This is a genomic window from Novosphingobium profundi, assembly GCF_018491765.1.
Taxonomy (GTDB): domain Bacteria; phylum Pseudomonadota; class Alphaproteobacteria; order Sphingomonadales; family Sphingomonadaceae; genus Novosphingobium; species Novosphingobium profundi.
This window is the reverse complement of the sequence record NZ_JABWCU010000016.1, coordinates 111,533-131,507: the sequence shown is the minus strand read 5'-3', so window position 1 is coordinate 131,507 and position 19,975 is coordinate 111,533. Positions and strand designations below refer to the sequence as shown.

Genomic DNA, 19,975 nt, shown 5'->3' with positions numbered 1-19,975 from the left:
GCGCGGATACCTCAGCGAATGGCCAGGATGGAATCGAAGATGTCAGTGGCGACCTGCATCACGCGGGCATTGGCCTCGAAAGCCTGCTGGAAGCGCACGAGGTTGACCGCTTCCTGATCGAGATCGACCCCGGCCTGCGCCTGAAGCGCGACCTTGGCGGTGCTGGCGATCGAATCGAGCGCGTCGCGCGTGACGATCCGGCCCGCGACCGCGCTCGAGACGCCGAACAGCAAGGTATCCATCGCGCCGGCGGGATCCGCGCTGGCCAGCGCGCTGCGCATCGCCTCGAGGTTGGAGACGTCGCGGCTGTTCGCGGAAGCTCCGGCGGGCGCGGTGGCGACGGCCGAGCCGTTGGTCGCGATCATCGTCATGTCGCCCGCGCCGGACCCCGAGAACAGCGGTTGGCCCGCGTTGCCATTGAGGTCGACGCCGCTCGTCTGCGCGGCGTTGATCGCGGTGATGATACCGGCGGCGACCGCGTCGAGGTCGCTGCGGGTGATGGCTGCCTGGTTGAGCGAGAGGCTCTTGCCCGCGATCGCGCCCGAAGAAATGGTCGTGGCCGTGCCGTCGAGGTCGAAGCTGATCGTGCCGTCCGACGCGGTGGTCATCGCCAGCGTGCGCGTGACGCCGCCCGCGACGAGATCGGTGCCCGCAGTTCCGCCCAGGGTGACCGTGACGACGCCGGTGTCGGGTGCGAAGCTGGTCTTCATGTCGACGTATTGCGAGAGCTCCTGGAGCAGCGTGTCGCGCTGGTCGAGCTGTGCGGTCTGGTCGCTCGAGGCGTCCGAGGCGCGGGCAAGGCGCAAGTTCACGCGGGCCAGCTCGGCGGCGATGCGGTTGACGTTCTCGACCCCGTCGGCGGCCTCGAAGCGCAGCCCTTCGCCGACCGCGTCGAGGCTGGTGGCGGCAACGTTCATGGTCTGGGAAAGCGTGCGTCCTTGCTCGAGCACCGAGGCGCGCAGCGCGCCGTCGGTGGGATCGGCGAGCAACGCCTGCAGGCCCGCCTCGAAATCGACGATCGAGGTGTAGACGCCGGTCTGCTCGACCGCGGCTTCGATGTTTTCCAGGCCCTGGACCTCGGCGGCCGCGCGCGCGGCGTCCGCGCCGGTGCGCCGCACTTCGGACTGGCGGAACTGGTCGGCGTTGCGCACGATTCCGGCGACCGCAACGCCTGCGAGGTTGATCGCGGTGGGGGTGGCGTTGACCGTGCCTACCGCGACTTCGGTGAGCGAGACCGAGCGGCGCACGTACCCCTCGGACGAGGCGTTGGCGATGTTGTTCGAGGTGATCTCGAGCGCGGTGCGCGCGGCGCGGGTGCCGCTGCGGGCCATTGCGATGAGGTCGGAGGCCATGGCTCAGCTTTCTCCCGTGGCGGTGGTGGAGGGGGCGTCGGTCTCCGGCGGCAGGTGGCGCGCAAGCTGCGCCTCGATCACGCTGGCAAGCCCCAGTGCGCCGGTCTTTGCGGCGAGGTCGGCGAACTGGTCGTCCTGCATCTGGCGGAAGGTCTGCAGCGCGCCGCTCGAGAAGATCCCCTCGCTGTCGAAGCTGGTCTTGCGCGCCTCGGCCAGCATCTGGCGCACGAAAATCGCCTCGAAGTGCTGCGCGGCTTCGTGGAGCTTTTCGCGCTCGCTGGTGCCAGGCGCGGAAGTGAGCCCGCGCTCGGGCGATAGGACGAGGTTGGTGGTGGAGGCAATCGTCGTCATATCACCACCATCTCGGCCTTGAGTGCGCCGGCCTGCTTGAGCGCCTCGAGGATCGCGACGAGGTCGGAGGGCGTGACGCCGAGCAGGTTGAGCGCGTCGACCACCTGGGCAAGCGAAGCGCCCGGTTCGAACAGCGCGACCGAGCGGTTTTCCTCCTCGGCGGTGATCTGCGAATTGGGTTCGATCGCGGTCTGGCCTTGGCTGAAGGGAGCGGGCTGGACGACGGTGGGCTTCTCGTCGACGCGCACGGTGAGCTTTCCATGGCTGATCGCAGCCGGCGCCAGGCGCACCGCCGAATTGATCACCACCGTGCCGGTGCGCGAGTTGACGATGACGCGCGCAGTCGTCTCGGCGGGCTTGATCTCGATCATCTCGATCGCGGCCATGACGCTGGCGCGGGTGTTGGACTCGAGCGGAAGGGTGAGCGCGAGCGTCACCCCGTCCTCGACCGAGGCGGTGCCGGGCATTTTCTGGTTGATCGCGTCGCGCACGCGCGCGGCGGTCAGGAAGTCGGCGGCGAAGAGGTTCCAGCGCAACGTCGCCTCGCTGTCGAAGCCGGTCGCGACTGCCCTCTCGACCGAGGCACCCTCGGCGATGCGGCCCACGGTCGGTACATTGACGGTCAGCTTGGAGCCGTCGTTGGCCGAAATGCCCAGTCCTCCGACGGCGAGATTGCCCTGGGCCATCGCGTAGATCTGCCCGTCGGCGCCGTAGAGCGGGGTCAGGATGAGCGCGCCGCCGCGCAGCGACTTGGCCTTGCCGATGGTCGAGACGGTGACGTCGATACGCTGGCCCGGCTTGGCGAAGGCGGGCAATTCCGCGGTAACCATGACGGCCGCCGCGTTCTTGAGCCCGGGCGCGACACCCGCAGGCAGGGTCAGGCCCATGCGGCCCGAGACGCCCTTCATCGCCTGCGTGAGATAGGCGAGGTTGTCGTCTCCGGTGCCCGGCAGGCCGACGACGATGCCGTAGCCGGTGAGCTGGTTCGAGCGCACGCCCTGGAACTGGCCGAGATCGCGCACCCGTTCGGCCAGGGCCGGCGACGGAGCCAGGCCGAGGGCCAGAAGCGCGATCACGAGACAGGCAAGCAGGCGGTGCATGGCAGCTCCCTCAGAACGGCGAGATCAGGTTGAAGAAGCGGCCGAGCCAGCCTTGCGTGCTCGCGCGCTGGAGCGCGCCCTTGCCCGAATACTCGATGTGCGCATCGGCCACGCGCGGCGAGGCGATCGTGTTGTCCTGATCGATGTCGGCGAGGCGCACGATCCCCGAGAAGCGGACCCATTCGTCACCCTGGCTGAGCAGCATCTTCTTTTCCCCCCGGACGAGTGCGGTCCCATTGGGACGCACTTCGGCGATGGTGACGGACAGCGTCGAGGCGAGCGTGCTCGTCTGCGCGGCGCTGCCCTGTCCCTTGAACGACGAAGTCGAGCTCGCGTTAAGGGCGTTGGGGTTGAGGAACGAGAGCAGCCCGGCCGTGGGGGGCGTGATGGAGGCGCCTCCGCTCTTGCCGTTGCTCGAACTCACCGACTTTGCAGCGGTGGTCGTCTCGAGCAGCACGATGGTCAGCGGATCGCCCACGCGCGTCGCGCGGTTGCCCTGGTAGAGCGGGGCGTAGCCGGCTGCGGCCGAATAGATCCCGCCGCTGGCCTGCGCGGGGGGCAGCGCGCTCGGGGCCGGGGGCAGGGTGGCCTCGAAGCCGGAGGGGCGGGGCGGCTTCTTCGCCAGCGCCGGCTGCGCGAGCGCGAGGAGGGCGCAGGCGAGGAGGATCGAGCGCGGCATGGTCACAGCGTCTGGTTGGCGTTGCGCAGCATCTCGTCGACCGCCGAGATCATCTTGGAATTGATCTCGTAGGCGCGCTGCGTCTCGATCATGTCGACCAGTTCTTCGACGATGTTGACGTTCGAGGCTTCGAGCATGCCCTGCCGGATCTGGCCGCGCCCTTCCTGTCCGGCGATGCCGATTTGCGCCGCGCCACTGGCTGCGGTCTCGAGCAGGAAATTGTCCGACATCGCCTGGAGGGCTTGCGGATTGGTGAAGTTGGCGACGGTGATCTGCCCGATCTGCGAGGGGTCGGACTGCCCTGTGATCTGCGCCGAGACGGTGCCATCCTCGGAAATCGCGATCGAGGTCGCGCCCTCGGGAATGGTGATCGGCGGTTCGAGCGGATAGCCCTGACTGGTGACGAGCAGGCCTTCGGAGGAGCGGCTGAAATTGCCGGCGCGGGTATAGGCGAGCTGGCCGCCGGGCAGGGTCACCTGGAAGTAGCCGCTCCCGTCGAGCGCGAGGTCGAGGCTGTTGCCGGTGGTCTGGAGCGAGCCTTGGGTTTCCATCCGGGTGGTCGACTGGACGCCGACGCCGGTGCCCAGGTTGAGGCCCGTGGCATATGTGGTCTCGTTGGAAGAGGCCGCACCCGCGACGCGTGCGTCCTGGTAGGCGAGAGTCGCGAAGTTGGCACGGTCGCGCTTGAAGGCGGTGGTCGAGACGTTGGCGAGGTTGTTGGCGATCACGCGCATGCGCGTGTCCTGGGCTTCGAGACCGGTGCGGGCGACCTGGAGGGCGGATGAGGGCATCTTGCGGGTTTCCTTTGGACGGGTCAGTCGAGGCGCATCAGCCGCGCGCCGCCCTCGTCGAGCTGGCGTGCGGTTTCGATGAGCTTGGTGCGAAGGTCGAACAGGCGCTGGGCGGCGATCATCTCCACCAGCACTTCGGAGGCGTTGACGTTGGACTGTTCGAGCGATTGCGGGATCAGCCGCGCGTTGGCGTCGGTTGGCAGAACGCCGAATTCGTTCGGGCTTCCCGCGATCCCGTCGCCGGGAACGCGGAACAGGCCGTCGAGCGTCTTGGTCAGCGCCGAGCCGGTGGTCGAGACCAGCTTGATCTGGTCGAGCCGGGCAGGGGGCTGGTCGGGCGTGGCGGGATCGGTCATCAGCAGGCCGCCATCGGGCGCGATGGTGAGCTGCGCGCCGGGGGGCACGGTGATCGCTCCGCCCTGGCCCATGACCGGCAGGCCCTCGCCGTTTTGGAGAACGCCGGTCACGGTCACCGAAAGGTCGCCGCGCCGGGTATAGGCCTCGCCGCCATCGGGTGCCTGGACGGCGAACATGGCATTGCCCGAAAGCGCGACATCGAGCGGGTTGCCGGTGTTGACCACCGCGCCGTCCTTCATCAGCGCACCCTTGACGTCGGCGCTGGACATCGCGCGCACTTCGAGCTGCGGACCTTCCAGCGTCATCGGGGTGGCGTTGAGGACCTCGGCCTTGAAGCCGATGGTCTGGGCATTGGCCATGTTCGAGGCGATCACGCGTTCGCGCGTCATCGAATTGGCCATGCCCGAAAGCGCGGTGTAGATCAGGCGGTCCATCGTCCGGGGCTCCCGTCAGATACCTCAGCTGCGCAAGTTGATGATCGTCTGCGAAAGCTGCGTGGCGGTGTCGACGGCCTTGGCATTGGCCTGGAAGTTGCGCTGCGCGGTGATCAGCGAGACCAGTTCTTCGGCGATGTCGACGTTGGAGCGTTCGAGCGAGCCGGCCATGAGGTTGCCGAACAGGCCCGAGCCCGGCTGGCCGTACTTGGCCGCGCCCGAGACGCCGGTCGCCGACCAGCTGGCGTTGCCTTCCTGGCGCATCGCGGTGGGGGCGACGAAGCTGGCGAGCGCGAGCACGCCCAGCGTGGTGTTGCTGCCATCGGCGTAGGTCGCAACGACCTGGCCGGTCGAATCGATGGTCACGCCCGCGAAATCCTCGCCGGCCGCGTTCTGGGCCGGGATCATCGCGTCCTGCAGCGTCGTCGTCGAGGTGATCGCGCCGGTGGCATCGACCGGGAACACCTGGAGGCGCATGCCTTGCGCGTTCTTGATGTAACCGCCGCCATCGACGGTGAACGAGCCCGCGCGGGTGTACTGCGTTTCGCCCGAGAGCGGCGAGACGACCGTGTAGAAGCCTTCGCCGTTGATCGCCACGTCGAGCGCCGAGCCGGTCTGCTCGATCGGCCCCAGCGAGAACTGCTGGACGATCGCGCTGACCCTGGCGCCGATGCCCGTGGTCAGCGCGGGGTCGGTCAGGATCGAGGAGGAGACGATGTCGGCAAAGGCGGTGTCGCTCTTCTTGAAGCCGGTGGTCTCGGCGTTGGCGATGTTGTGCGAGATGACGTTGAGGTCGGTCTGCGCGTTCTTGAGGCCGGTCAGCGAGGTATAGTAGGACATGGGCGTTCTCTCTCGTGGCGCGCGCTCAGGCGGCGTCGGGGGTGGTCGGATCGGTGGCGGAGGCAAGACTGGCCGCGACGTACGTGGCGAGGTCGGAAATCGCGCTCTGCGTGGCGGCCTGGTTGCTCACCAAGGCGTCCATCTGGCCGGATATCGTGGTCAGCGTATCGGCCATCGAGGTCGTCCCCGCGAGCGAGGAAAACTGCGCCATCTGTGCGAGCATCTCGGTCTGGTCGGTGGGGTTGAACGGGTCCTGCTGCTGGAGCTGGGTCATCATCAGCTTGAGGAAGTCGCCCTGGTCGAGATCGCCGAGCGAGGTCTTCGCGCTGGTGGTCGTGGTGGAAGTGGCGGAGGTGATCGAAGTGACGGTCATTTGAGCCTCATCGTCTCGAGCATGAGCTGCTTTGCGGTGGAAAGGGCCTCGACCAGGTTCTGGTACTGGCGTGAGGCTTCGAGCATCTCGACCATTTCGGCGTTCTCATCGACGGGAGAGGCCCAGACGTCGCCGTTGGCGTCGGCGAGCGGATGGTCGGGGTTGTGCTGGCGCACAGCGGCGGCCTGTTCGCGCACGACGGCCCGAACGTCGACCGAGGCGAGCCCGCTGGCGGCGTCGAGGTCGGCGGCGAAGACGGGGCGGATCGGCTTGTAGGCACCTTCCTCGCTGGCCGAGAGCGTGCCCGCGTTGGCAAGGTTGGAGGCCGCCGCGTTCATGCGCACCATCTGCGCGGACATGCCGCGCTGGGCGAGTGTGAAGATCGTCATCGGGGGATTGGCCATGGTCAGTCGCCCCGCAGCGCGCGCTTGACGGTGTCGACCCGTCCGCGGATGAATTCGAGAGTGGTCGAATAGCCCAGCGCGTTCTCGGAGAAGGCGAGCTGCTCGTTCTGGAGTTCGACGGTGTTACCGTCGAGCGCGGGCATGACCGGGACCCGGTAGAGCGTGGCGCCTTGCGCCGCCGCGTCGATGTCGCTGCCGTTTTCGGCGCGCGTTAGAGCCGCGCCGAAATCGATGTCCTTGGCCTTGTATCCCGGCGTCGCGGCATTGGCGATGTTCGAGGCGATCAGCCCCATGCGCTGCGAGCGCAGCTCCAGTGCCTTGCCGTGAATGCCGAACAGGTCCTGCGGCATGTTGCTTCCTTCTACCTTGCCGGTGTTCCGTCCTGGGTGATCAGCAAGGGGCGTGCCAGATGCGACCGATCGCCGCGCAGCGGCCGTTCACATGGTGGGTTCGAAGTTCGCGGGGGGCCCGGGCGGCAAGGAGTTGCCGGATGGGCGGCAAAGCGCGGGCAGGGCTGAATTTGTCCGGGTGGTGCCGTTCTTGGCTGGAGGACGAGCCGGGAAAGGATACGCCGAGCCATGGAATGGAAGCAGCCGTGATGTCGCCCGAAACGCTGTTCGACGGCCCAAGCGCGCTGATCGTGGTAGGCGGCACCGTGCTCACGACGGTGCTGCGCTGCGGTCTCGGCGACAGCGCGACCGCCTTGCGAGCCCTGCGCGGCCTCGCCCGCAGACGCTTCGATGCCGGCCTGCTCAAGGCCGAGCTCGCGGTTCATGTCCAGGAGATGCAGCAGGATGGGGTCATCCGCACCGAACCGCACCACTCGGGCGACCCCGAATTCGACGAGGCGACCGGCGCACTCATCGGCACCCGCTCGGCCGCCTCGCTGCACGCCGCGCATATCGCGCACAAGCGCCGCCGGGCCGAACAGAACATGCGTGCGGTGCGTACGCTGGGGCAGGCCGCCGATCTCTCGCCGGTGCTGGGCCTGGCGGGCACGCTGGTCTCGCTGAGCCAGTTGCCCTCAGGTGGCGGCGAAGGGGGCAGCTTTACGGCGGCGATCTCGATGGCGGTGCTGACCACGCTCTATGGCCTGCTGCTCGGCAACATGGTGTTCGCGCCGCTGGCGCGCATGGTCGCGCGCCGGGCGGGCGACGAGGAAAAGGCGCGCCAGGAGGTGCTCGACTGGCTCGAGCAGCAGGTCGCCGTGGCCCTGCCACGCCATGGCGACCTGCTGCCGAGTGCGCCCCCAAGCGTGGCGAAGCGGCGATGAGCGGGCGCGCGTCGGTCAGTTGGCAGACCTCGCTGGCCGATCTGTCGCTGATCCTGTTCATGGTCACCGCCGCGGCGGTCAGCACACCGCGAAAGGCCGTGCCCGGCGCAAGCGGCAAGGCATGGCAGAGCACTGCCGCGGCGCGGCAGGAACGTGCCGAAGCGCCCGCGATCGCGGAGCCGCTGTCGGTCTACATCGCGGCCGCCGACGCGCCCCCGTTGCGCGACTGGCTGGCCCAGCAGGCGCCCGATCCGCGCCAGCAGCTGACGATCACCGCGCACTACGACGCCGGTCGGCACCAGGGCCTTGGTGCCGCTGTCGAGGAGGCCTTGCGGCTTGCCCGCGAGGCCTCCGCTGCAGGGATGCGCGCGCGCGTCGTCGTCGAGCCCGGATCCGGCGCCGTGCGCGCGGCGCTCGCCTTCGACGCCGCGAACCCGGACGCGGGGCTGGCACGATGATTGCTCCACCTCAAGATCGCGCCTGCGCCGGCAGGCCTTGCGGGCATTACCGAGGAACACGGTGCACGACATGGGAGCAAGCAGTCTGATCATGGCAATCGCGGCGGCCGGGGCGAGCTCTCCGGGCGCGCCGGGCTTCGCCGATCTCGAGGCGATCGAGCGGCAGGTGGCGGCCTTCACAGGGGCACCGATCGGTGCGGTGGGCGGAGCAACGACGCCGCTCGACCGGCGCCTGCGGCTCACGCGCTGCCAGACCTCGCTTGCACTCTCGTGGCGCACGCAAGGCCGGGACAGCGTGGTGGTCCAATGCGGTGATGCGGGCGGCTGGCGCCTCTTCGTGCCGGTGCGCCAGCCTGATCCCGAGCCGCTTGATGCCAGGCCACCGCTGCCGCTTGCGGTCCATCGCGGCGATGCGCTCTCGATCGCGGTGACCGGCGAGGGCTTTACTGTCTCGCAACCCGGCGAAGCGCTCGAGGCGGGCGGCGTCGGGGCCTGGATCCGGGTGCGACCGGCGCTGGTGCGACGTGGTGGCGGGCAGGAGCTGCGCGCGCGTGTCGTGCGCCCCGGTCTGGTTGCGTTGCCTCTGCCCTGATGCCTGCCATGCCGTTGAAAACGCCCGAGAGTCCCGGGTCTTAAGAGAGCTTTCGGAACAGCCCTTAAAGCGCGAGCGGAACGGCCGTTCTCTAGACCAGAATCTTTCAAGGAGCGGTAAGATGCCACCTATCGAAGTGGGACCTGCGCAATCGGTCGGACCGATATCCGCGCGCCCGGCCCGCCTGTCGGGCGGCGACGACGTGACCGGGGTTCAGCCGGCAAGCCCGGTCCGGTCCGAAGCCGTCCAGACCTCGCAGACGACCCCCTCGCAGACGAGCCCCAGCGTCGAGACTTCCGCAGCGCTCGATCCCGGCGCGCCGCCGGTCGACATCGACCGGGTCTCGGTGATCCGCAAGGCGGTCGAGGCCGGACAGTACCCGGTCATCCCGACCCAGATCGCCGATGCCATGATTGCGGCGGGCGTCCTCCTGCGGAGCCCGAAGTAAATGGCTTCGCCCGATCTGCAGGGCGCCTTGCGGCAGATGCTTGCCGTTCTCGAGACCGAGCGGCAGGCGCTTGCCGGACTCGACCTCGACGGCATCGTCGGCGCGACGGGCGACAAGGACCGTCTTTGCGCGCGCCTCGATGCGCTGGGCGGCGGTGGCCTCGACGAGGAGTGCCGGGGGCTGCTCGACACCGCGCGGCGCCTCAACGAGGTCAACCGGCAGGTTCGCAACATTCTTGCGGCCAATGTCACCAAGCGTCTCGATGCGCTGACCGGCAGTCCGCAGCTCTACCGCGCGCACGCCGGTTACGCGGTCGCCGGAGGGCGGCCCTGATCCACGCGAGGCCGGTTCCGAAATGGCACGGCCCTTGCTGATCCCGACCCGAAGCCATCTTTCGGGAGTTCCCATTTGAGCGAGGCACGAGCAGCGGGAGGCGAGAGCGGCGCGACGGTCGGGCGCCCGGCAATCGCGCGCGCGGGCATGTCCGAGACGCGCGCCCGAGCCGCGATCGCGCGGGCGGCCGACGCGACGGGTGTCGACTTCCAGTATCTCATGGCGCAAGCCCGGCTGGAATCGGGGCTTGATCCCAGCGCCCGCGCGGGAACATCGAGCGCGGCGGGGCTGTTCCAGTTCACCGACGCGACCTGGCTTGGAACGCTGGGACGCCACGGTGCCGACCACGGTATGGGTTGGGTCAGCCAGGTCATCGCGGGTGGGCAGGTGCGCGATGGCGACATGCGCGAACAGGTGCTGGGGCTGCGCTTCAACCCCGAGGCCTCGGCGCTGATGGCCGCCGAACTGGCACGCGACAACCGCGCCGATCTTACCGTTGCACTTGGCCGCGAGCCCGATTCCACCGAACTCTATCTGGCCCATTTCCTCGGCAGTGCGGGCGCGCGCGACTTTCTTGGCGCTCTGGCAAGCGAACCGGGCGCAAGTGCGGCCGCCTTGATGCCGCGCGCGGCGGCGGCCAACCGGTCGATCTTCTACACCGCGAGCGGGACCGCGCGCAGCGTGTCCGGGGTGATGGACCTGCTGCGTTCGCGCATGTCGGGCGCGCTTGGGGAGGGGGCCAATGCGCCCAGCCTGCCCGACGACCTCGGCGAAATTGCCGGACAGGCAGGCGCGTTTGTGCCGACCGGGCTCGCTCTGGCGGGACAACCGGGCGCGGCGCCGATGGGACCGATCGCGCGCGAATTCCATGCCGCCCGTACGGCTACGGCTACGGCTACGGCTACGGCTACGGCGCCCAAGGTCGCGACCGTCTCCATGGCGGACACGCTGCGCGGCGCCTTCGGCGCCTCCGACGCGGCACTCCCGGGCAACGTACAAAGCGCCTACGGCAAGCTGGCGAGGTTCGGGCTGTGAACCTCTTGCGGCGTATCAAGGATCCCTCGGGGGTCGCGCTGCCGGTCGGCATCCTGACGCTGATCGTGCTGATGATCGTGCCGGTGCCCGCCTTCGTGCTCGACCTCGCCTTCACGCTCAACATCGCGCTTTCGGTGGCGGTTCTGATGGCGGCGATGAACGCGGACAAGCCGCTCGACTTTTCCTCGTTCCCTTCGGTCCTGCTTTTCGCCACGCTGCTGCGCCTAGCGCTCAACGTCGCCTCGACGCGCGTCGTGCTGGTCCACGGCCACGAGGGCGGCGAGGCGGCGGGCAAGGTGATCGAGGCCTTCGGCGCCTTCCTCATCGGCGGCAACTTCGCGGTCGGTATCTTCGTCTTCCTGATCCTCGTCATCATCAACCTCGTGGTGGTGACAAAGGGGGCGGGCCGCGTCTCGGAAGTCTCGGCGCGCTTCACGCTCGATGCCTTGCCGGGCAAGCAGATGGCGATCGACGCGGACCTTGCCGCGGGCCTGCTCACCGCCGACGAGGCCAAAGCGCGGCGCCGCGAAGTATCTACGGAAGCCGACTTCTACGGCTCGATGGATGGCTCCTCCAAGTTCGTGAAGGGCGACGCCATCGCCGCGCTGCTGATCCTGGGGGTCAATATCGTCGCGGGCTTCTGCCTCGGCATGATCAGCCACGCGATGTCGGCGGGCGATGCGGCGCAAGCCTACATCACGCTTGCCATCGGTGATGCTCTCGTGGCGCAGGTGCCTTCGCTGCTGCTCTCGATCGCGGCGGCGGTCATCGTCACGCGCGTCTCGGATACCCGCGACCTTGCCGGGCAGATCGGCGGACAGTTCGCCAACCCGGAAACCTGGCTTCCGGTCGCGGTCGTGCTGGGTGCGATCGGCATGATTCCCGCGATGCCGCAGACGATCTTCCTGCCCGCCGCCGCACTTGCCTTGTGGCTCTGGCGCGCCTTGCGCCAGCGTGCGGCGCGCGGCGCGATGCCGGTCGAGGAGGCGCCCGTGCCCGTCGACCCGGCGCGGATCAGCCTTGAGGACGTTTCCGACCACACCCTCGTCACGATCGAGCTGGGCTATGGCCTCGTCCAGCTCGTCGACGCGCGGCACGGCTCGCCGCTGGTCAGCCGGGTCACCGGGGTGCGCAAGCAGCTCAGCCAGGCCTTCGGCTTTATCGTCCCGCAATTTCGCGTACGCGACGCGCTCGACCTCGCACCCCACGACTACCGTATCGTGCTGGGCGGGGTCGTGCTGGGAGGATCGAACCTGCGTGCCGACAAGGTCCTCGCCATCGATGCCGGTGAGGCGCGCAAGGGTCACACCGTGCGCGGCGAGGCGACCCAGGATCCGAGTTTCGGCTGCCCCGCGCTGTGGATCGCTCCCGCCGCGCGCGACCATGCCATCGCTGAAGGCTTCCTCACGGTCGATGCCGGCACCGTGATCGCAACGCATCTCAACCAGCTCCTCGCCGAACGTCCGCAGGACCTGCTCGGCCCGGACGAAGTGAAGGCGCTCGTCGATGGGCTCAAGGACCATGCGGGGCAGCTGGTGGAGACGATCACCCCGCAGCCGCTTTCGCTGGCCGCGCTCACCCGCCTTTTGCGCAACCTGCTCGAGGACGGCATCCCGATCGCGCACCCCTTGCCGATCTTCGCCAGCCTCAGCCGGGCGGTGCAGCAGAGCGTCGAGCACGACCGGCTCGTCGAACTCGTCCGTGCGGATCTCGGGGCATTGATCGTCGGGCGGGTCTGTCCGCCCGGCGTGCGCCTGCCGGTGATTACGCTCGACGCCGGGCTCGAGACCGCGATCGTCTCGGGGATGATGGACCCGGCCACCGGCCAGCCAGTGATCGAGCCCGACCTTGCCGCCACGATCGGACGCCACATCGCCGAACTGTCCGACGCGCGCGGAGCCCATGCGGTGCCGCTCGCGCTGGTCGTCCAGCCTCGCGCACGCCGGGCGCTTGCGCAACTGCTGCGCCTGCGCGCGCCCAGTTGTCTTGTCCTCTCGATCGCCGAACTGCCGCCTACCCAGCCGATCGAGGTGATCGACGTGGTGGGCGCGCCGCGCACGCCCACGCCGGGTCTGCCCGGTCCCGACCCGATGTCTCCCGATCCCGCCGAAAGCCTGGCCGCATGAAACACGATCAAGCCGCCTTGTCGCCGCCGACGTATTCGGTCGGTGGGCGCAGCCCCCGCCTTGGCGGTCACCGCGAGGACGTGGCCGACCGCGTGCGTCGCTTCCTGCCGATGGTCCGGCGTCTTGCCTGGCACGTCAACGGGACGGGCCGTCCGGGCATTGAGCTGGAGGATCTGATGCAGGCGGGGCTCGTTGCCCTCACCGAATGCGCACAGAAGCACGCGGGGCCCACCGAAGACGGTTTTGCCGCCTACGCCAAGCTGCGTGTGCGCGGCGCGATGGTCGATCTCGTGCGCAAGACGGTGCCGATGTCGCGCGGGGCGAGCGAGCGGCGTCGCCAGATCGAGGCCCGGGAAAGCGACTTGCGCGCGAGCCTTGGTCGCGCGCCGTCTCTGCGCGAGCTGGCCGAGGCGCTGGGGATGGACGAGGGCGAGCTCGCCGCAATGCAGGATTCCAGCCAGCCGCTGCGCTTCGAATCGATCGAGGAAGTCTACTCCGACCAGAACCCGGCCTTTGCGGCCCAAACCAGGGACAGTCTCGAGCTGCTTGCCGACGAGGAAATGCGCGGGGCGGTCGTCGCGGCACTGTCCGAACTGCCCGAGCGCTTGCGGCTGGTCGTCTCGCTCTATTTTGTCGAGGAGCTGAACTTGTCCGAGATCGCCGAGGTGCTTCAGGTCAGCGTCCCGCGCGTGCATCAGCTCAAGGCGCAGGCGCTTGCCAAGCTGCGTGAGAGCCTCTCCGGGGTGGCCGACGTTCTCTAACCCGCGTGCGCCGTTCTAGCGGGCCATGCCCATCAGCGCCCCCTGCGCCCATTGCACGATCGCCTGCGGGGGCATGGCGCCCGACTGGCGCGCAATCTCGCGGCCCCGGAGCATGAGCAGCAGGGTCGGGATCGAGCGGATGGAAAAGCGCCCGGCGATGGCCTGTTCGGCCTCGGTGTCGAGCTTGCCGAGGCGCATCGTGGGTTCGAGGTGCGCGGCGGCGGCCTCGAATGCGGGGGCCATCTGGCGGCAGGGGCCGCACCAGCTCGCCCAGAAGTCGATCAGCAGTGGCAGGTCGCCCTTGCCCGCGTGGGCATCGAAATTGGCCGAGGTCAGCACCAGTGGCTTGCCCGTGAAAAGCGCGGAGTGGCAGCGCCCGCAGGTGCCCCCGGCGCCGAGTTTCGCCAGGGGGACGCGGTTCGAGGCGCCGCATGAAGGGCATACGACGATCTTGCTCTCGGGCGTACTTGCGGGGCTGGACATGGACGCGTTCTCCTTGGCCGCGATATGGGCGCGACGAACAGCGAGCGAAAGGTCTCAGGCGACCGAAAAACGCAGGCGCTCGGACTTGAAGGCCTCGTCGAGCGCCTCGATCACCGCGCGGATGCGCGGCATGTCGCGCAAGTCGCGGTGGACGCCGAGCCAGATTTCCCGCGCGGGGCCGAGGCCCGCGTGGGAGATGCGCTCGATCCCGGGCGTGGCCTCGGCGAGGTAGATGGGCAGGCAGGCGATACCCAGTCCCGATTGCGCCGCGCCGGCCTGCGCGTCGCGGCTGTTGGTGCGGTAGACGACGCTTGCGTGGGGGACCTTCTCCTCAAGCCAGCGGGCCTCGTTCTGGTGCGCCATGTCGGGCATGACGGTGATCACGGTGTGCGCGGGATCGGTGAGCGGTTCGGGGTGCGCCTTGAGGTAGTCGCAACTCGCGTAGAGCGCGCAGACCATCGTTCCCATCCGCTTGGAGACGAGCTCGTTGTGCTCGAAGCGGACCATGCGGATCGCCAGGTCCGCCTCGCGCTCGATCAGGCTGAGCGAGCGGGTGTCGGAGAGCAGATCGATCGTGATGCCGGGGTATTTCTCGCGAAGGCGCGCCGCCGCGATCGGCAGCAGGCGGTTGGCGATCGTCTCCACCGTGGTCAGCCGGACCAGCCCTTGCAGCGCGACGTCGCGGCCCTGGACGATGCGCTCGAGCGCGCGGGCGTCCTCGTTCATGCGCTCGGCGTTGGCGAGCACCGATTCGCCCAGCGGCGTGAGCGTGTAGCCGCTCGGCGTCTTGAGCAGCAGGCGCGCACCGCTGCGCTCCTCGAGTGCCGTCAGACGGCGGCTCATCGTGCTCTGGCTGAGACCCAGCTCGCGCGCCGCGCCCGACAGGCTGCGCGCCCGCGCGATCGCGAGGAAGGTGCGGATGTCATCCCAGTGCATGAGGGCCCCTGGAAACGCCATCTATCCGTTTTTGCATGGAAGGTATGCTCATCTCGCCAATGGTCATGCAAAACTAGCAGGACTATCTCCTTCATCAAGCTTCCTGCGAAGCCCTGGCGGCTCCCTTTTACGAAGGGGCGCCACCCCCCATTATCCAGGAGTTCCATTCGCATGACCAAGTATCTCGTGATCCGTTCCGCGGCCACCGGCGCCGCTTCCGTCAGCAACCAGCTGATCGACGCCTATCTCGCCGAACTGCCCGAAGGTGCCAACGTCGTCGAGCGCAACCTCGACACCGATCCGGTCCCGCACATCAACTCGGGTTCGCTCGTCGGCATCGGCCGTGCGGCGCCCGAAGGCGACAAGCTGACCCCGGCCTCGCAGGAGGCGCGTGCTCTCCAGGACGAGCTGATCGCCCAGGTGATGGACGCCGACGTGCTGGTGTTCGGCCTGCCGATCTACAACTTCGGTCTTCCCTCGACGCTCAAGGCCTGGTTCGACTACGTCCTGCGCGCCGGTTCCACCTTCAAGTACACTGAGCAGGGGCCCGAGGGACTGGTCAAGAACACCAAGGCCGTTGTCGCGCAGGCGCGCGCGGGCAAGTATGATGACGATGCCGGCATCGTCTTCGGCATGCCCCACCTCAAGGGCATGCTCGCCTTCATGGGCGTGACCGAAGTCGAGGTCGTCACCGCCGAGGGCATGGCCTTCGGTCCCGAAGCGGCCGCCAGCGCCATCGCCGACGCGAAGGCCGCCATCGCCAAGCTCGCCTGAAGGAAGAAGCCCATGACACGTTCCACTCTCAAGCTTGCCCTGCTTCCCGTCGCCCTGCTGGCGTCGGTTCCCGCCGTCCTCTATGCCCAGGCCGCCGATCCGGCGCCTGCGGCGGCGCAGGCCGGGTCCTACAACGTCGAGCCTTCGCACACCCGCGTCGGCTTTTCGGTGCTGCACTTCGGATTTACCGACTATTATGGTGAATTTTCGGGCGTTTCGGGCACGCTCTCGCTCGACCCGAAGAACGTCGCCGGTGCCAAGCTTGCGGTGACCATTCCGGTCGCCTCGATCGACACCACCAACGACACGCTCAATGGCGAACTGCGCGACCCCACCTGGTTCGACGCGGCCAAGTACCCGACGATGACCTTCGTCTCGACCAAGGTAACCCGTACCGGCGAACGCACCGCCGACGTGACCGGCGACCTGACGTTCCACGGCGTGACCCGCCCCGTCACGCTTCACGCCAGCTTCAACGCGGGCGGGGTCAATCCGATGAGCAAGGCCTACACCCTGGGCTTCAACGCCACCGGCACGATCCAGCGTTCGGACTTCGGGGTGACCAAATATGTTCCGATGGTCGGAGATTCGGTGACATTGCGGATCAGCGCGGCCTTCGAACAGGCTAAGTGACGCCCCACATAAGCCCGTCACCGGGTCGCATATAGAAACAGGCCCGGATCTTGGCGGAGATCCGGGCCTGTTTTGGTTGGATTCGGGCGCGCGTCAGACCGCGAGCAGGCGCCCGAAGAAAGCGCGGTAGCGCTTGAGCGCCTGGCGCAGGTCCTCGGTCGAGGCTTCGCCGTCGCGGTCCCACTGCCCTTCCAGAGTGGCGCGCTCGCTGGCGAAACTTTCGGCAAGCCGCTTCATCGCCGAGGCAACGAGTGCGTCGGCATCCTCGACTGCCCGACGGGGTTCATCGACGAAGCCCGCCTGGACGCCTTCCCAGCGCGAGCGCAAGGCCTGCGCCTCTTTGCCAGGGAAGAGTGGGGCGTCGTCTTCGATGGCTGTGCCATTTTGATCGTGGGCGCGGGTCTCGGCCAGTCGTGCGGTGTCGTTCCCGCTCCGGGCAAGATCGGCGGTGGAGATCGCCTGATCGCTTTCCTGCGAGTAGGTGGTGTCGACAGGCATGGCGGCGGGCTCGGCGAAACTGCCGGTACGGTTGAGGCCATCAGTCATGGGGGTGCTCCTCACGGGTCTTCTCGGTGCGCAGGTCGATCACACGCCCTTCGCGGCGGGCGATCGCGGGGACATTGCCCTGCGGTTCGTTGACGAGATCGTCGAACAGCGCGCGGTAGTGGATCATCGCCTGGCGCAAGTGTTCGGTAGTCGCCTCGCCGCGCGCATGACGCTGCGCGATGGTGTGGGCGGTGCGGTAGTTCTCCACGACGTCGCCGTGGTCGACCGAGAGGTCCTGCGAGCGTTGCTCGAAGTCGACGACGGGATAGCCGCGCGCTTCCATCACTTCGCCCAGCAGCACGTCGGCGCGGGTGATGGCGTCGGCGGGGCTGTCGACGAAGCGGCTCTGCACGGCGCGCCACTCGGTGACGTAACGCTCGCGTTCGGGGCCTGAAAGCGGGCGGATGTCGAAGCTGGCGACGCGCTTCTCGCGTTCGTGCAGCAGCGTTTCGGCCTTGTGGGTGCTCCCGGTCGAATCGACCGCGCGCTCGTATTCGTGGCCGAAGCGGGTCTTGAGCGTCGCGGAATGGCGGCGGCGCATCGCGGTAACGGCGATACCGACCAGGACCGCCACGACGAGCAGGCCGATGACCAGCTCGAGCGGGGTAAGTGTAATCACGTCTCGTCTCCCGAATGGTGGCTGGATCGCGATGGGAAACAAGGCCCCGCGCGTCCTTACGCCCTATTCAATGAGAACCGAGGCAGATCAGTTTCCGATGCCCGAACGCTTTGCCGCAATTAATGCCGGGTTCGCGGGACGGGCCTGGTTTCTCATTTCTGGGTGGCCTTTTCGCTCAACAACGCGGGGGTCAGGACTTGTGGGAGAATTTCGGCCGCCTTGCCGGGCGCGTACCAGACGTAGAGCGGGACCCCTGCCGCGCCCCGTTCGGTCAGGTACTGGGTGATCTCGGGATCGCGCCGGGTCCAGTCGCCGCGCAGCACCACGACGCCGCGCTTGCGGAAGGCCTCGCGCGTTTCCTCGCGCTCGATCGCGACCCGCTCGTTGACCTTGCAGGTGAGGCACCAGTCCGCCGTCATCCACACGAAGACCGGCTTGCCGCTCTGCAGCGCGCTGTCGAGCGCGGCGGCGGAGAAGGGGCGGGTGTCGAGGATCGAGGCGGCGGCCACCGGTTCGGGCGCGGCGCTGGGCAGGAGGGCGAGGCAGGCGAGGGCATCGAACAGCGCGAGGAGGGCGGCCGGGCGCGCCTTGCGGCCCCGGCGCTGCGCGCGCCCTACGCCGTAGAGCGCAAGCACCAGCAGCAGCGCGAAGAGCAGCGTGACGGCGAAGTAGATCTCGCCCCCGACCTGCCAGACCAGCCAGCCGAGCGCGAGCGCGGTCAGCGCCATCGGCACGGCCATCCAGCGCCGGAAGGTGACCATCCAGCGGCCGGGGCGGGGCAGGCGGGTGCGCAGGGCGGGCACGAAGGCGACGGCGAGGAAGGGCAGCGCGATGCCAAGACCCAGTGTGGCGAAGAGTGCGAGTGCGGGCACGACCGGCAGCAGAAGCGCTGCGCCCATCGCGCTCGCCATGAACGGACCGGTGCAAGGGGTCGCGACGAAGGCGGCCAGGAGCCCGGTGGCAAAGGCGCCCTGTGGGCTGCCTTCGCTGGCGAAGCCGGGCACTGCGAATTCGAAGAGGCCAAGCAGGTTGGCGGTGATCGTCGCGGCCAGCAGGAGCAAGGCGACGACAACCGCGGGTTCCTGAAGCTGGAACGCCCAGCCCACTTGCTCACCGCCCGCGCGCAAGGCCAGCAGCACGCCGCCGAGCGCGAGGCAGGCCAGCACCACGCCGGCCGCATAGGCCAGCCCCTCGATCCGGGCATGCGCCTCGCTCTCGCCCGCGCGCGCCAACGAAAGCGCTTTCAGCGAAAGGATCGGGAAGACGCAGGGCATCACGTTGAGGAGAAGCCCGCCCGCGAGTGCGGCGAGGAGCAGCCAGGGCAGGGCGGGCAGCTCGCTGCTGTCGGGGCCCGCCAGCGGGGTTCCGCCGCCAGGGACGGTGCCTTGCCGGGCGGAGAACGAAAGACCGTTGCCGAAGCCGTCGAGCTTGAGCACGCCCTCGAGCGAGGTCGCCTCGCGCGCAGCGAAGGGCGCGCGCGGGATCGTCACCAGCAGCGTGTCGCCCTTGCGCGCGAAGGACTGTTGCCCGGCATAGTCGACGAGCTTGTCCTCGCGGATGAAGACGTGCGGGTTGTCGAGATCGACCGAGGCGGGAAGCGGGATCGCCAGGCGCAGGTCCTTGGCGCCGAGGGCCAGGCTCGCGCTGGCGTCGAGCGGGGCGGGCAGCAGGCGCCGCCACTTGGCGAATTGCCGGGCAAGCTTGGCGTCGGCCTGTCCGACGACGACTTCGCTGGCGAGTTCGGCGCGCTCGGGAACGCAGATTTCCTCGGTGCAGGCCAGCCACTGCGCCTTCACGCGCACCGGCACGCGGTCCCCCGCGCGCAGGCTTGCGGGCAGGGTGAGGGGGACGAGTACCGCATACGTGCTCTCGTAGACGTGGTTCATCAGCCCGGCGACAAGCAGCGTGTGCGGCACCGGATAGAGTGGCTCGCCCGCCTCCGCGCCTTCGGGCAGTGACCAGTCGAGGCGCATGCCGAGGCCGGCGTCGCCCGGGTTGACCCAGTAGCCGTGCCAGCCTTTTTCGGGCTGCATCTCGATCGCGAGCGTGGTTTGCTTGCCGGGCTCGGCGCCGGGAGCGGCCAGCAGGCGCGCGGCGATGTGGTTGCCCGCCGCCAGCGCCGGGGATGCGCACAGGAGAAGCGCCAGAAATTGACACACGACTGTCAGAAACGGGCGATAACGACGCGATTTCATACGGTTTCCCTGCGCGAAACGGGCCGAGCGCCCAACACGCGGACCCGTCCTAGCTGCCTGTGCCCCGTGCGCGCCCACAATT

Annotated in this window: 25 protein-coding genes; 10 read left to right on the top strand and 15 right to left on the bottom strand. The window is 68.5% G+C overall.

Annotated elements, in window-relative coordinates; translation table 11 throughout:
- Positions 1–11: 11 nt before the first annotated feature.
- Genes flgK through flgB form a run of 10 tightly spaced genes read right to left on the bottom strand, consistent with a single transcriptional unit; the run spans position 12 to position 7,031 of the window.
- Entirely contained in the window at positions 12–1,352 is a 1,341-nt protein-coding gene (flgK, locus tag HT136_RS18740; RefSeq protein WP_214201339.1) for a flagellar hook-associated protein FlgK, read from the bottom strand.
- Between the two features lie 3 nt (positions 1,353–1,355).
- Positions 1,356–1,703: a rod-binding protein gene (locus HT136_RS18735; RefSeq protein WP_214201338.1), complete on the bottom strand. Its 348-nt coding sequence runs from the start codon at positions 1,701–1,703 to the stop codon at positions 1,356–1,358.
- Positions 1,700–2,803, bottom strand: a complete 1,104-nt coding sequence (locus HT136_RS18730) for a flagellar basal body P-ring protein FlgI (RefSeq protein WP_214201337.1) — start codon at positions 2,801–2,803, stop codon at positions 1,700–1,702. The genes HT136_RS18735 and HT136_RS18730 overlap by 4 nt, the downstream gene beginning before the upstream one ends.
- 10 nt (positions 2,804–2,813) lie before the next feature.
- Entirely contained in the window at positions 2,814–3,482 is a 669-nt protein-coding gene (locus HT136_RS18725) for a flagellar basal body L-ring protein FlgH (RefSeq protein WP_214201336.1), read from the bottom strand.
- A 2-nt stretch (positions 3,483–3,484) separates the two neighbouring features.
- Positions 3,485–4,273: a flagellar basal-body rod protein FlgG gene (gene flgG / locus HT136_RS18720; RefSeq protein ID WP_214201335.1), complete on the bottom strand. Its 789-nt coding sequence runs from the start codon at positions 4,271–4,273 to the stop codon at positions 3,485–3,487.
- A gap of 23 nt (positions 4,274–4,296) precedes the next feature.
- Positions 4,297–5,064, bottom strand: a complete 768-nt coding sequence (locus HT136_RS18715; protein ID WP_214201334.1) for a flagellar basal body rod protein FlgF — start codon at positions 5,062–5,064, stop codon at positions 4,297–4,299.
- A 24-nt stretch (positions 5,065–5,088) separates the two neighbouring features.
- Entirely contained in the window at positions 5,089–5,904 is an 816-nt protein-coding gene (locus HT136_RS18710; protein ID WP_214201333.1) for a flagellar hook-basal body complex protein, read from the bottom strand.
- A gap of 25 nt (positions 5,905–5,929) precedes the next feature.
- Positions 5,930–6,277: a flagellar hook assembly protein FlgD gene (locus tag HT136_RS18705; RefSeq protein WP_214201332.1), complete on the bottom strand. Its 348-nt coding sequence runs from the start codon at positions 6,275–6,277 to the stop codon at positions 5,930–5,932.
- Complete coding sequence (gene flgC / locus HT136_RS18700; protein WP_214201331.1) at positions 6,274–6,681, bottom strand: flagellar basal body rod protein FlgC; 408 nt, start codon at positions 6,679–6,681, stop codon at positions 6,274–6,276. The genes HT136_RS18705 and flgC overlap by 4 nt, the downstream gene beginning before the upstream one ends.
- A 2-nt stretch (positions 6,682–6,683) precedes the next feature.
- Complete coding sequence (gene flgB / locus HT136_RS18695) at positions 6,684–7,031, bottom strand: flagellar basal body rod protein FlgB (protein ID WP_214201330.1); 348 nt, start codon at positions 7,029–7,031, stop codon at positions 6,684–6,686.
- Positions 7,032–7,279: 248 nt separating this feature from the next.
- Here flgB and HT136_RS18690 point away from each other — a divergent pair, with 248 nt between their 5' ends.
- The 8 genes from HT136_RS18690 (at position 7,280) to HT136_RS18655 (ending at position 13,707) form a co-directional block, all read left to right on the top strand.
- Positions 7,280–7,954: a MotA/TolQ/ExbB proton channel family protein gene (locus HT136_RS18690; protein WP_214201394.1), complete on the top strand. Its 675-nt coding sequence runs from the start codon at positions 7,280–7,282 to the stop codon at positions 7,952–7,954.
- Complete coding sequence (locus HT136_RS18685) at positions 7,951–8,412, top strand: hypothetical protein (RefSeq protein ID WP_214201329.1); 462 nt, start codon at positions 7,951–7,953, stop codon at positions 8,410–8,412. The genes HT136_RS18690 and HT136_RS18685 overlap by 4 nt, the downstream gene beginning before the upstream one ends.
- Positions 8,413–8,482: 70 nt before the next feature.
- Positions 8,483–9,004: a flagella basal body P-ring formation protein FlgA gene (locus tag HT136_RS18680; protein WP_246543896.1), complete on the top strand. Its 522-nt coding sequence runs from the start codon at positions 8,483–8,485 to the stop codon at positions 9,002–9,004.
- 121 nt (positions 9,005–9,125) lie between these two features.
- Positions 9,126–9,452: a flagellar biosynthesis anti-sigma factor FlgM gene (locus tag HT136_RS18675; protein WP_214201328.1), complete on the top strand. Its 327-nt coding sequence runs from the start codon at positions 9,126–9,128 to the stop codon at positions 9,450–9,452.
- Entirely contained in the window at positions 9,453–9,785 is a 333-nt protein-coding gene (locus HT136_RS18670) for a flagellar protein FlgN (RefSeq protein ID WP_246543895.1), read from the top strand.
- 75 nt (positions 9,786–9,860) lie between these two features.
- Complete coding sequence (locus HT136_RS18665; protein WP_246543894.1) at positions 9,861–10,820, top strand: transglycosylase SLT domain-containing protein; 960 nt, start codon at positions 9,861–9,863, stop codon at positions 10,818–10,820.
- On the top strand, positions 10,817–12,946 hold the full coding sequence (locus HT136_RS18660) for a flagellar biosynthesis protein FlhA (RefSeq protein ID WP_214201327.1): 2,130 nt from the start codon (positions 10,817–10,819) through the stop codon (positions 12,944–12,946). The genes HT136_RS18665 and HT136_RS18660 overlap by 4 nt, the downstream gene beginning before the upstream one ends.
- Complete coding sequence (locus HT136_RS18655) at positions 12,943–13,707, top strand: sigma-70 family RNA polymerase sigma factor (RefSeq protein ID WP_214201326.1); 765 nt, start codon at positions 12,943–12,945, stop codon at positions 13,705–13,707. The genes HT136_RS18660 and HT136_RS18655 overlap by 4 nt, the downstream gene beginning before the upstream one ends.
- Before the next feature lie 15 nt (positions 13,708–13,722).
- On the opposite strand, the gene trxC is transcribed toward HT136_RS18655, so the two are convergent.
- A complete protein-coding gene (trxC, locus tag HT136_RS18650; protein WP_214201325.1) occupies positions 13,723–14,190 on the bottom strand; it encodes a thioredoxin TrxC in 468 nt (155 codons plus the stop codon).
- A gap of 54 nt (positions 14,191–14,244) precedes the next feature.
- Entirely contained in the window at positions 14,245–15,126 is an 882-nt protein-coding gene (locus tag HT136_RS18645) for a LysR family transcriptional regulator (RefSeq protein WP_214201324.1), read from the bottom strand.
- Between the two features lie 171 nt (positions 15,127–15,297).
- Here HT136_RS18645 and HT136_RS18640 point away from each other — a divergent pair, with 171 nt between their 5' ends.
- Entirely contained in the window at positions 15,298–15,900 is a 603-nt protein-coding gene (locus tag HT136_RS18640; protein WP_214201323.1) for an FMN-dependent NADH-azoreductase, read from the top strand.
- Between the two features lie 12 nt (positions 15,901–15,912).
- Positions 15,913–16,533, top strand: coding sequence for a YceI family protein (locus HT136_RS18635; protein ID WP_214201322.1), 621 nt, complete (start codon positions 15,913–15,915; stop codon positions 16,531–16,533).
- A gap of 93 nt (positions 16,534–16,626) precedes the next feature.
- On the opposite strand, the gene HT136_RS18630 is transcribed toward HT136_RS18635, so the two are convergent.
- The 3 genes from HT136_RS18630 to HT136_RS18620 form a co-directional block, all read right to left on the bottom strand.
- Positions 16,627–17,079 carry a hypothetical protein gene (locus HT136_RS18630; RefSeq protein WP_214201321.1) on the bottom strand — a complete coding sequence of 151 codons (453 nt, stop codon included), beginning with the start codon at positions 17,077–17,079 and terminating at the stop codon, positions 16,627–16,629.
- A complete protein-coding gene (locus HT136_RS18625) occupies positions 17,072–17,698 on the bottom strand; it encodes a hypothetical protein (RefSeq protein WP_214201320.1) in 627 nt (208 codons plus the stop codon). Before HT136_RS18625 ends, HT136_RS18630 begins: the two co-directional genes overlap by 8 nt.
- Before the next feature lie 152 nt (positions 17,699–17,850).
- Positions 17,851–19,893 (bottom strand): protein-disulfide reductase DsbD family protein, encoded by a 2,043-nt coding sequence (locus tag HT136_RS18620; RefSeq protein ID WP_214201319.1) that lies wholly within the window; start codon positions 19,891–19,893, stop codon positions 17,851–17,853.
- Positions 19,894–19,975: the final 82 nt, after the last annotated feature.